This window comes from Paraglaciecola polaris LMG 21857, from assembly GCF_000315055.1.
Taxonomy (GTDB): Bacteria; Pseudomonadota; Gammaproteobacteria; order Enterobacterales; family Alteromonadaceae; genus Paraglaciecola; species Paraglaciecola polaris.
Genome location: NZ_BAER01000026.1, coordinates 1 through 12,169, shown reverse-complemented (window position 1 = coordinate 12,169; position 12,169 = coordinate 1). Strand labels below are relative to the sequence as shown.

11 protein-coding genes are annotated in these 12,169 nt (G+C 42.8%); 7 read left to right on the top strand and 4 right to left on the bottom strand.

Features of this window, described 5'->3' with window-relative positions; all coding sequences use genetic code 11:
* The coding region (locus GPLA_RS05610; protein WP_153810534.1) for a DUF3427 domain-containing protein at positions 1 to 756 on the top strand (756 nt) is incomplete at its 5' end.
* A 5-nt stretch (positions 757 to 761) separates the two neighbouring features.
* Here GPLA_RS05610 and GPLA_RS05605 read toward each other — a convergent pair.
* Positions 762 to 1,601, bottom strand: coding sequence for a restriction endonuclease (locus GPLA_RS05605; RefSeq protein WP_007103886.1), 840 nt, complete (start codon positions 1,599 to 1,601; stop codon positions 762 to 764).
* Positions 1,602 to 1,764: 163 nt separating this feature from the next.
* Positions 1,765 to 3,525 (bottom strand): class I SAM-dependent methyltransferase, encoded by a 1,761-nt coding sequence (locus GPLA_RS05600; RefSeq protein WP_007103885.1) that lies wholly within the window; start codon positions 3,523 to 3,525, stop codon positions 1,765 to 1,767.
* A gap of 281 nt (positions 3,526 to 3,806) precedes the next feature.
* On the opposite strand from GPLA_RS05600, the gene GPLA_RS05595 reads away from it, so the two are divergent.
* From GPLA_RS05595 to GPLA_RS05580, 4 genes are all read left to right on the top strand, one after another.
* Positions 3,807 to 4,820 carry a hypothetical protein gene (locus GPLA_RS05595; RefSeq protein WP_007103884.1) on the top strand — a complete coding sequence of 338 codons (1,014 nt, stop codon included), beginning with the start codon at positions 3,807 to 3,809 and terminating at the stop codon, positions 4,818 to 4,820.
* Positions 4,821 to 4,961: 141 nt separating this feature from the next.
* Complete coding sequence (locus tag GPLA_RS05590) at positions 4,962 to 6,164, top strand: hypothetical protein (protein WP_007103883.1); 1,203 nt, start codon at positions 4,962 to 4,964, stop codon at positions 6,162 to 6,164.
* Entirely contained in the window at positions 6,164 to 6,574 is a 411-nt protein-coding gene (locus GPLA_RS05585) for a hypothetical protein (protein ID WP_040513963.1), read from the top strand. Before GPLA_RS05590 ends, GPLA_RS05585 begins: the two co-directional genes overlap by 1 nt.
* 280 nt (positions 6,575 to 6,854) lie before the next feature.
* On the top strand, positions 6,855 to 7,274 hold the full coding sequence (locus GPLA_RS05580; RefSeq protein ID WP_007103880.1) for a hypothetical protein: 420 nt from the start codon (positions 6,855 to 6,857) through the stop codon (positions 7,272 to 7,274).
* 74 nt (positions 7,275 to 7,348) lie between these two features.
* Here GPLA_RS05580 and GPLA_RS05575 read toward each other — a convergent pair whose 3' ends face one another.
* Positions 7,349 to 8,107: a sulfite exporter TauE/SafE family protein gene (locus GPLA_RS05575; RefSeq protein WP_007103879.1), complete on the bottom strand. Its 759-nt coding sequence runs from the start codon at positions 8,105 to 8,107 to the stop codon at positions 7,349 to 7,351.
* Positions 8,108 to 8,437: 330 nt separating this feature from the next.
* Here GPLA_RS05575 and GPLA_RS05570 point away from each other — a divergent pair, with 330 nt between their 5' ends.
* Positions 8,438 to 9,640, top strand: coding sequence for a porin (locus tag GPLA_RS05570; protein WP_007103878.1), 1,203 nt, complete (start codon positions 8,438 to 8,440; stop codon positions 9,638 to 9,640).
* Positions 9,640 to 10,059 (top strand): hypothetical protein, encoded by a 420-nt coding sequence (locus tag GPLA_RS05565; RefSeq protein WP_007103877.1) that lies wholly within the window; start codon positions 9,640 to 9,642, stop codon positions 10,057 to 10,059. The genes GPLA_RS05570 and GPLA_RS05565 overlap by 1 nt, the downstream gene beginning before the upstream one ends.
* On the opposite strand, the gene GPLA_RS05560 is transcribed toward GPLA_RS05565, so the two are convergent.
* Entirely contained in the window at positions 10,056 to 12,101 is a 2,046-nt protein-coding gene (locus GPLA_RS05560; protein ID WP_007103876.1) for a putative bifunctional diguanylate cyclase/phosphodiesterase, read from the bottom strand. The two genes, GPLA_RS05565 and GPLA_RS05560, sit on opposite strands and share 4 nt — an antisense overlap.
* Positions 12,102 to 12,169 lie beyond the last annotated feature (68 nt).

Below are 12,169 nucleotides of genomic sequence, written 5' to 3'. Positions count from 1 at the left end.
TCACTCTCGTATTTACGTTTCGTGAAAAAACTCTGCGATAACAACTTTTCAATACCAGTGATGACTGATATTCAAGAGCTTTATGCTTTAATGTGCCACTATGACTTTTGGGATAAATCGGGTAAAGAGCTTGGCTTTAAGAACGTAGCAAACAGCTTAGTCGCATTGAAAGACAAAGTATTACAAAATGAGTTGAGTGAAGTAATTTCAATACTCATTGAGCGACTCGCTATTCGCGAGTTCGACATGCCAATGGTTGATAACCCTATAGTGGATTCATCACCACTTAAAATGCATGTTCGATACGCTAAAGAGCATATCCTTGTTGCTTTTGGTGACAGTACTTTTGTTAAGAAGTCATCTAGTCGTGAAGGCGTCTTGCATATTGCAGAAGCCAATACTGAGCTGTTGTTTGTTACTCTAGACAAATGTGAAAAGCAATTTTCCGCTACCACTATGTATCATGACTACGCGATCAGCCCAACGCTATTTCACTGGCAAACACAAAATAGCGCAAGACCAACTTCTGGGCGAGGTTTAGGTTATATTAAACAAAAAGATAATCAAAAAACCATTCTGTTGTTTGTGCGCGAAAAAGGTAAAGATGAAAATGGACGAACAATGGGCTTTGTAAACTTTGGCCCTGTGGATTTTGTAAAGTCAGAAGGCAGTCAACCAATGAATATTACATGGAAGTTGAAACACCCAATGCCAGCATATTTATGGAACGAAACAGCGAAGTTGGCTGTTGGTTGATTTATTCATGAGCAGTTAATTTGCATGTATTCTGTGTAACGGCACTTCGGAAAAGAAGAGCACCCCAAAAATTTATTACCTAAATTAGCACCACGTTTGGCTTGTCTCTGAACAAGCTGATTACCACATTTTGGACATCGGACTTGATTGACGTTTGGCGAAGGTTCTAATTGCTGCCTTGATTCGAGAGGCATATGGTTTGTGGAACTTTCTACGTTAGAAGACGAATTGCTCTGTATATTTTTTACTATGCTCAATAGTTCGGTGCCACCGATTAATTCAATCGGCTTGTTTTCAGCGAAATTTGATGCCTCACGAGTAAATCCCCCACAACAAATGATAACCACCTTAGACGCATTTTCAGCAGTTAATATGCCGAACATTTCTCGAATTACAGCTACCCCAACCTTTTTGGATTTCCATTGCTTACATTGAACTAAGGTAGTTTGTTTATTTTTACTCAGCTTGACGTCGACACCTCCATCAGGCCCGAAGCCATTCTCGATAACCCTAAACCCTTGCCTGCGATAAGCTTCAGCTACTAGCTCTTCAAACTCTTTCCAACTAAGTGCCTTTATGGAGTCAATATCTTGTTGGCGATCGAGTAATCTTTGTTTGCGTCTGCTATTAAAATAAGTAAACGGAGTAGCAAGTAAAAAAACACCGGTAAAAAATGGAGCCGCTTGTGAAAGCGCTGTAAAAATAGCATTGATTATTGGGTTACCGGTTTGTATGTTAGGCAATATCATGACTAAAAACACGTAAGTAATAGCAGCAACAGCTACCGGCACCCACCACGGGGCTTGGGTGAGTAAATTAAAGAAAGACGTGTTTTTCTTGGTCATGGATATTTTCTTTAACAACTAAATGTGTGACTTTTAAGTTAAATAGATACTAACAGCTAGAATATTTAAGAAGGTATAAAATAGCCAAATAAAGTACTCATTTAAACACCCTAGGGTTGGCCCAACCTTGAATATTCATCAATAGATAACCCTAACCTCCCCCCTACCATTCACTCAATTGCTGCATACCTTTCAAACGTCCTCTTTGTAGCAGCAGTGCTTCAAATAAATCATCGATAGAATCGTTTTGTGCGCTGAGGCCGGGTAGTGCGATATTGGCTTCGGCGAAGAAGCGTTGTTTTTGGTTGAGGTTGTTCTCGTTTAACCACGCCGATGCCCACCAGTGCTGCATGCGTTCTTTGGCGGCATTGAGTGTTTTTTCCGAGGGTAATTTGTCGCGCTTGTTATTGTTTATTTGGCTATCGCTGGGGACTAGGTTCCATAAATCATTATTTGGCCAGCGTGAAAAAGGCATGCTGTGATCGATGTCGTATTTTCGCTTTAAGGTTTTCGCTGACCAAACACAGTGCATTTGTTGGGTGCTGGCAAGGGTGTCGAACCGCTGCCGAACGCCTGTGGTTGAACGCTTTGGCTCTTCCCATTCCAATGCTTGGTACAGCAAGTGTTGTTTATCTGACGAACTGAAGTCTTGGTTACCTTGGTAGCTGGCCATGGTTTTTACCCATTCGCTGACTAAAACAGGCTCTATCCAACAGGCATATCGGTTAAGTGCTAACCAAGTTGTTTCGGGTAATGAGAACTCGCCCCACTTCGTTAGGGAATCTAAATCTAGAAATAGACTGTCTTTTGCTCTAACCGTTTTCGCGTCTACTTCAAACACCCGAGTATCACTGTTAGTTAGGGTAATGTATTTGCATGGCATTTTTTTTATGTTTTGTGCACTGGCCGAAAGCGCTCGGTATAACGCTTTTGCGTCAGCACCGACAAATAAGTTACCAATGCGAAAATCGGCTGAGGTTCTGTGAGTTAGTTGGTTCCAGCCGTTGTCTTTCATAAAACCCATATTTGGGCTTTTATTAGGTGTTTGGAATAACCCGTGGTGATCGATTAAATCTTTGTATTGGTGTATCCAATACAAAGCCACCAAGCCTAATGGCAGTATGACTCTGTCACCGTTTGCAGAAGGTTCACGCCTTAGTACCGCACCTGCATGGCCATCGGCAATTCTTAACAATACTCTTAGCAATGCCAATTTGTGCGTGGCAGATTTTCCGTCATTAATGGCCACATGGCGGATAAATGGGAAGGCACCTGTGCCGTCGTCTGGCATTTGCAATACGAGAGTTTGCCAGTAAACGTCCTCACGCCCTAGTTGGTCTTTTTTGTTCTGCGATTCGAGTTTTGAAAACAAGCCTAGGTTTTGTGCTAGTGCCTCAACTTCTTCGACGCTTATGTCGAACATTTTCCTTTCATGCTGCTCTTGTGCTGTCATGCCAAATTTCAGCGATACTACTATTTTACCGCCGGGTTTGAGCAAATTGGCTAACTTACGCAATGAGCGACTCCGTTGACTCACAGGAATATGCATCCAGACGGCACTTAATAAAATCAGGTCAAAACTGATTTCTAAGCGTGTGGTTTTATCTAATGCAGGTAGTGAGTCTTGCAGCCAATGAACATTTTGCCCTTGGGTGGTGTTTTGCCCTTTTTGCAGCATTTGCAATGCGGGCTCTACGGCATAAACACGACACTGATTATCCTCTTGATTTCTTTTGGCAAGTAAATTGGCGATATGACTAACGTCTCGGCCAACACCTGCGCCAACATCAAGAATAGTGGCATGGGGTTTGTCTAAAATAGCGGGTAAATAGTGCGCCCAATTGCCGTGTACTTGCTCAAACGACAAGGATAAATATTGCGGCGCTATTTCTTGAACTTTATTATTGTAATAATCGTTAGACACATTAATCCTTGTGACACATCAACTGGCTATTTTTATGGCAGTGCAAATTTTAATAGTATCGCTGAGGGTAAAACAGTTCAAATTAAGTACCGGTAAACCGTTTAAGATTTACGTCACTACAGGTTGAACACCAACCCTGTTTAAGCCTCGAACATGCTAGCGAACATCACCAAAGCAAAATGTACCCGATGGGAAATCATTTGTCTTTCTAAGTTAACAGGCAATCTGTATAACTATTACTAATCTAAGCATTTTCAGCACGTTAAAGGAGTAACAACGCTGTGCTATATCTCGCACTTTATTTTTCGGTTGGTCTGTTTACTGCTTTAACCTTTGCCGCTTATTGGTTGTTGTATAGAGGGACGATTGAGTCGCCTAAATCAGCAAAAGTCATGCTATTTAGTGCCATTGAACCCTTGATTCTGTGGCCTCATTTCTGCTGGTACTTTTTACATCATAACAACCGGCAGCATGCCATTACTCATTATGAAGGCTTTCGTATGCCTGAGATCAAAGGCGTCTCACCTGAAGAAGAGGAGCGTAAGTGGCTAACCGTTATTGATGACTTACCCCAATGTGGTATGTACATGATGTACAAAGGCACAGATATTTACGGCGAAGCGTTATCAGCACGATTCATTTTTAAAACGGCTGAATTGCTGCCAGCAATATTTGATGCCATGCATCCGAAGCCTTTTGTGTTTGCTGATGGGACTTGTGCTGTAGATCTTGAGAACGATGACGCTAAAGGTGCTGGGGGCACCGATAATGACGTTGAGGATTTTTTTCTTGCTAAGGGCTTTTCCCCCGCTGATGAATTTCTTCCTGCTGAGGGCTCTTTTCTTAACCACGCTGAGGGCTCTCGTTTTAACGACGCTGAAGGCTCTCGTTTTAACGGCGCTGAAGGCTCTCGTTTTAACGGCGCTGAGGGCTCTTTTTTTAACAACGCTGAAGGCTCTAATCAAGAAGATGAATCGCATCACAGTGCGCCGGAGCCGTTTTTTGCTCAAGAGCGTAATATGCACCGATGGTTAAGAGCTTACGACCCAGCGCTACAGTTATGCACTGGATTACCTGAGGCATTCGATCGCTTTGAATATATCGCCAGTAGCATGATAGAAGCAGGTAAAGGTCAAGTTTACTGTAAAACCTGCGCTAAATTATATGCCGCGAAGGACGTAAAAACAGAGGACGAAGGCCAAGGCGGCTGGATACTCGGCGCAATACGCTGCCCTCGGGAGCACTTATTAGCCCGTAGAAAGAAAATACACTTTATGCGTGCCTGCCAAGACTAGCGATAAGCGACGGTTCGAGGGCGAACCAAGTTCAAAGTATGAGAAATAGCACTTAGTCTAATAGCCTTTGACTGCAAGCACTTCTATATTACCTTGATAAGTAGGAAATTTTTTAACCACACAAGGTATTAAATTAATAGCATGAAGTTAACACTCTCTCATCTCATCCCCACATACAGCCTACTGTTGCTGTGCTGGGCATCAACACTTCATGCTGAAACCGAAGACAAATTACAGTTCTCAGGTTTTGCCCGGGTCATAATGGGTTACTTAGATGACAAAAATGCAGAGTATGTGGGCTACGAGAACAGCATTAGCCTTAACAAGCAGTCATTACTGGGCCTACAAGCCGATTATTTATTTAATGATGCGTTATCGGTTACGGGTCAGGTTGTTGGTTTTACTGATGACCAACGACATTCTGGCCTAGAGTGGCTATACCTTTCTTATGCGCCGAATAATGCCTTGCAAATTAAGCTCGGCAGACAGCGTATTCCCTTTTTTAATTACAGTGACAGTCTTGATGTTGGCTTTGCTTACCCATGGATTACCCTGCCGCAACAATTTTATGATACCGCGTTTTTTACCACGTTCGATGGTGTACTTGCTAACTACCAATTTGCCGTTAGCGATTGGTTGATTAACTACGAAGGGTACTGGGGTCGTTTCGATGACAAAATCTACTTAGCTAATGACGAAATCAACACCCAGGTTATTGGTTTATTTGGCATGAATGCTAATTTTGGCTATAAAAACTTCACGTTTCGAGCCTCTTATAATCAAGGGGATGTGAGCATTGAGCAAGAGGAAGCACAGCAGTTTAGCCAACAGTTACGCCAACTTGGTTTCTCTGACAATGCTGATTGGCTCGATGCAAATGGCCTCATTCAATTTTATCAATTAAGCGCCAATTACGAAAACCTCGATTATTTTGTACGCAGTGAAATAGCAAAATTAGCCAGCGAAGGCGGCTTAGTCGCTGAGATTGATAGTTTCTATATTTCGGCCGGCTATAACTTTTATCCGTATACGGTTTACATTTCGTACAGTAAAAAGGATCTTCATTTTGATCATCGCCGAAACGAAATACCATTTGGCATATCGCCAGAACTCGATTTTTTAGCTAGTACCTACGCGAGTGTATTGGCCGACTTTGCCGACGATAAATCGACCGGTATTAAAATAGGCACACGATGGGATTGGCGCCCTCATCTTGCTTTCAAAGCAGAAATGACCTTTTTAGAAGCAAAGGATGAAATCAGTAACGATTATGCGGTAAAGGATTTAGGTAACTTTGATGGCAGTGCCATCTTGTACCAGCTTGGTATTGAGTGGGTTTTTTAATGAGGAAATATCTCTTTTTCCTGTGTCTGTGTTGCCTGAGCATAGTTAATACTGCCGAAGCCATAGTTGTGATAGCCAATACCCCAGACAAGTCAATTCAACTCAATCGTCAGCAAGTACGGAACCTGTTTATGGGCGGCGTGATCCCCTATGACTTAGAGGCTATTGCTCTTCCATCTGAAAACCATACCCGGGTGTTATTTAACACTAAAGTGGTGGGCTTAACGGAGTCTCGTATTCAGTCTTATTGGGCACAAATGCGCTTTACCGGCCGTAAAAGAGCCCCCAAAGAAGTCGACAGCGAAAATTTAGTATTGGAGTATCTTAAAAACAATGAAGGAAGCGTTGGCTATTTACCAGCCGGGATCGCTATCCCCAAAGGATTAACGGTCATCTATGCAGCCCCATAGCAAAAAGGGAATACGCGCTTGGATATTTGATTATAAGCGCCCAGCAAGTGGCGTCTTTCATTGGCTACGAAACATCTTGGTCAACTGAGTGTTTATGCCCTACATAAAAAATAAAATGGCCGAGGATATTAACCTTCAATTTAACAGCAGGTTTAGCGCTGAAAGGCGAAGTCAGTTTAATCAAGGGGAACGACGCCGATAGAGCCTATTTCACCATTAATGATCCGAGTTTCGATAAACAAGCGGTATTATATTTACTCGCTTTAGAGTGGGTATTTTAATGGGAAAGTCGCTCACTTTTCTCTTTTTGTACGCTATTAGTTTTGCGCACATAGTGGCTGCAACCGAAACCATTATCCTAGTGGCAAACACCCCAGACAAATCAACTAAGCTCAATCGCCAGCAGGTGCGCAATTTATTTATGGGCGGCGCCATTCCCTATGATTTAGAAGCCATCGCCTTACCATCTGAAAACCAAACCCGAGTGTTGTTTAACACTAAAGTGATCGGTTTAACGGAGTCCCGCATTCAGTCTTATTGGGCCCAGATGCGCTTTACCGGCCGTAAAAGAGCCCCCAAAGAAGCCGATAGCGAAAATTTGCTACTGGAGTACCTTAAAAACAATGAAGGTAGCGTAGGTTACTTACCTGAAGGGATGTCCACTCCTGAAAAACTTACCGTCATTTACACCACTCTTTAACAGCTGTGTTTGGGCTTACAGCCTATGCAATCAGCTAAGGCGCATTTACACAAAATGCCTAATATATTCCAAGGTTAAAAAAACAGCACATCAACTGCCTGCCACATCAAGTTGATAGACAAAATCGACAATACGATTTGCACGACGCGCTGAAACTTCTCGGCGGGAATTTTATGTAATAGCTTCAAGCCTAGCCAAGTGCCAACGACCCCTGCAGCGACCATAGCGATAACCAAGGGTAACCATTGCCAGAAGGCAAAGCCAGCGACGCCATACACCAAAGCTTTCAATGAATGCTGCATGGTCATACTGGCTGAGAATGTGCCGGTAAAGCGCATTTTGTCGTAGCCTTTACTATGCAAATAACTACCGACCAAAGGCCCACTTGCGCCCACAAACATCGACAAAAACGTGGTTATCAGCCCTGCCAGTGCTTTACCCAAAGGGCTTGATTCTCTAATTTTCGGTTTTTGCCCCCACAGCAGAAAAAGTACAAACACACCCACGGCTAACTTCATCCAATCCAGGGGTAAGTCACTGACCACAAATGACGCAGCCAACGCGCCAATTAGCCCACCCGCGATGAAATAGAGCAACATGCTTTTATCGATATATCGATAAGTCAGTAGCATACGGTTAGCGTTAGAGCCCAATTGCACCAAGCCATGTACAGGTATAACAGCTGCCATAGGCATAAAAGAGGCCATCGCAACTAACAATAATAAGCCGCCACCTGCGCCTAATGCAGCGGTTAAGAAAGAGGTAAAACCCGCAAGGGCGATTAATAATACGCCGAGTAAAGGGGTGATTAGTTCACTGCTGAAAAAGTCCAAGAGGCCAACGTACAAATAAAAGCGTGCCGTATCATAGCGTGAGCTATCTCTGCGTGGCAAACTCGGATATGGCGAATACGGCCTTAAAACAGACTACTGGCTTTACGAAAAAGCAGGTCATTATTGTGTATAATAAACCACTCTAGGAAGAGCCTACTTTCTAGATCCCCTCCAGATGTGTTATTGATTTACTACTTTTGCAAAAAATATCGCTTAAACGCTAAATTAAGGGTACTAAAACCGAAAATTCGTTGACTCTAAGTCACCCTATAGTATTTTAATGAATAATATTTTAACCTTAATTCTCAATAAGATAAGTCCATTAAACAGATGAACCATCGAATTCCCCACGTTAACTTAGCATGCTGTTTAATATTGCTTGGCTGGGCGACAACACTGCATGCTAACAGCCAAGATAAGTTGCAGTTTTCAGGATTTGCCCGCGTGGTTATGGGTTATTTAGACGACGAAAACGCCGAGTATGTAGGATACGACAATAGCCTTAGTTTTGATCAACAATCATTGCTCGGTCTGCAAGCTGATTATACGTTTAATGAAACCCTATCGGTTACCGGTCAGTTAGTGGGCCATACTGGAGCGCAGCGTTCATCAGGGCTAGAGTGGCTATACCTCACGTATAAACCCAGTAATGCATTGCAGATAAAAATGGGTAAGCAACGTATCCCATTTTTTAACTACAGCGATAGCCTTGATGTGGGCTTTGCTTACCCTTGGTTAACCTTGCCCCAGCAATTTTATGACACCGCTTTCTTTTCAACATTCGAAGGGGTGTTAGCCAATTACGAATTTACTGCCAACGATTGGATCATTAACTACGAAGGGTACTGGGGCCGATACGATGACAAGTTTTATTTGTCGAGCGGCGAAATCGACGCCCAAGTCTCTGGCCTTTTTGGCGTAAATGCCAACGTCGGCTATAAAGATTGGACTTTCCGTGCATCGTATAATCAAGGAAATACCGACATTGAGTTGGCAGAAGTAACCCAATTAAGCGGACTGTTACGCAGCATTGGTTTTACTGATAGCGCTGATTGGCTCAATCCTTCTGGGCGCATTCAGTTTTATCAATTAAGCGCCAATTACGAAAATCTAAACTACTTCGTGCGCAGTGAAATCGCTAAAATGGTCGGTGAAACGGGCATAGTGCCTGATATTGATAGTTTTTATATTTCGGCTGGATATAATTTCTACCCTTACACTTTGTATATTTCATACAGTAAAAGAGACATCTCTTATGACCATTTCGATAACGAAATTCCGTTCGGTGTATCTACAGAGCTCGATTTCCTAGCGTCGGCTTACAATAGCGTTTTAGCCAGCTTCCCTGACGACAATACGAACGGTACTAAAATTGGTATCCGCTGGGATTGGCAGCCCAATGTAGCACTTAAAGGCGAAATGACCTTGGTTAAAGCGGGCGACAGTATCAGCAATGATTTCGCCTTAAAAGATCTAGGCAACTTTGATGGTAGCGCCATCTTGTATCAGCTCGGCTTAGAGTGGGTATTTTGATGAGGCTTGTTTACGTTCTTTTTATTCTATTTTGCCCCAGTATTTTCACCTTGTCTAATGGGGCTGAAGCCATAATAGTGGTGGCGAATACACAAGACAAATCAATTCAATTAAACCGTCAGCAGGTGCGAAATCTATTTATGGGAGGCGCGCTGCCCTATGATTTGAGTGCTGTAGCCCTGCCGCCAGAAAACCAAACTCGGGTGTTGTTTAACACCAAGGTAGTAGGCTTAACCGAGTCTCGTATTCAATCTTATTGGGCGCAAATGCGCTTTACCGGCCGTAAAAAAGCACCTAAAGAGATAGAGAGCGAGCAATTGGTGCTCGAATACCTTAAAAACAATCAAGGAGCGATTGGCTATTTACCCGCAGGCATCACCCTTCCTAAAGAATTAACTGTGGTCTATCAAATCCACTAGCGTTTAAGCAAGTCTTGTAAATTCATAGGTTTAGCAAATAAGTAACCTTGTAATTGGTGACAGCCATTTAGTATCAAAAATTCGGCTTGCTCTCGTGTTTCCACCCCTTCGGCACATATTTGTAAATTCAGTTGCTTCGCCATTTCAATGATCGTTTTGGTCACTAGGGTACTGCGTTTGGATACATTTAAGTTATCGACAAATTGCTTGTCAATTTTAAGCGTATTCAAGTGAATTTGGGTTAAATACCCTAACGAAGAATAACCCGCTCCAAAGTCATCTAGGGCAATAGAACAACCCATGTCGCGTATCTGTTTAAGGAACTCATTAGCCACATCAAAGTTTTCTAAATAGGCTGACTCGGTTACTTCAAACTCTATGTGTGACGTATCTACCCTATATTTATCGAACATGGCTCTGATGTAATCGACCAATGAGGCATTTTTGATATCATGAGCCGACAGATTTAACGACACCACCATTTTGCCCGTATGCATTGCCAGTATTTGATCCAATTCCTGACACACCTTTTTAATCACCCATTTGGTAATCGACAGGATTTTGCCACTTTGCTCTGCTATGGGAATAAACTCAGCAGGAGAGACCATACCTAACGATTCGCTCTTCCAGCGGATAAGCGCTTCATAACCGACAACAGATTCGTCTGGCGCCACTTTTGCTTGGTAGTGCACGCTAAACTCGTTATGTTTTATTGCCCCAGAAATCGAGTTGGCAATCAGTAAGCGCCGCTTGTTGTCTTCCATCATGTCGGGCACAAATACCGTGTGTGTGCTTCTTCCTGCGTCTTTTGAGCGGTACATGGCGATATCAGCATTACTGATAAACTCGCTCACGTTAAAGTTAGAATCACTGGCCCGAGCGATGCCGATGCTGACCCCGATTTGTACCTCCCAGGATTGGATCTCAAACGGCTTACTTAGCCCATGAACTAAACGTTCAGAAATTTCGAACAGCATAATGTCGTTAGGATCGTTGTGCAATAACACCAGAAATTCATCACCACCGAGGCGTGATATTAGGTCGCCTTCACGTAAGAATGCTTTGGTTCGTAGGCAGACTTCCATCAATAATAAGTCACCAATCTCATGACCAAAGGCATCATTGACCCCCTTGAATCCATCTAGGTCGAAGTACATTAAGACTAAATTACGGTTATCACGCTTTGCCTTAGCCAATTCAATTCTTAACGTCTCCATGAAAAATTGACGGTTAGGTAAACCCGTTAAACCATCAAAGTTTGCCAACCGTTCCATGGTTTTCTGTTGCTCTTTAAGCTGCTCGGTGTATTCGCTATTCTTCTGGGTTTCAGTGTTGATAGTCTCCATCATGCTATTGATATCACGACTTAACTCAGCCACTTCTTGCTTTCCACGAATATCAATACGCAATGAATAATCATGGGTTTTTTGAATTTTTTGCGCCAGACGAGACAAGCGGCTTAGGGGTAAGAATAACTGTCGTTGAATTAAAAACGAGCCAAGGATGGCAATAAAAAGTACCAGCAACACTAAGGGTAATACACGCTTTAACAAGGTCAGCTTGCTATTTTTAAGCGGCCCTAACGAGTCATTGACGATCAATAAATACCCTAAGGGCAAACGAGCGTCACCGACCAGCTTTAACGCAATAAGCTCCCCTTCGCGTACCTCAACCCCAAGAGGAAGATGTTTAAGTGTTTCGAGTTGGATATCAAGTTCAAAATTTTGCGGGGTAAAGGTTGAACCAAAATACACATTCAACTGCTGCCAATGCTGATCAAACACCACTGCATATTTAACATTTTCGTAGCGATCTAGGCGTAATAAGGTCGTGGTAATTTCGAAGGTATCAGGATCGGTGGCCATAAGGGAAACAAGATCACTGGCCATATTTTCTGATAGGCCATCAAGGTCGCCCAGGGTTGATTCCAGATAAAGGCTTTCATATTCTTCAATGGAAAAAACGAGAACAGCGGTACAAACTAAGCATATTGCAACAACAGTCAGCATAGTTGTGGTGTTTTTGATTGTTCTAAACAGCATGTATCAATCCCTTATTCCACCAATTTGCTATTAGGAATGCCGTTTGAATGATCTATTCAATACCTAAT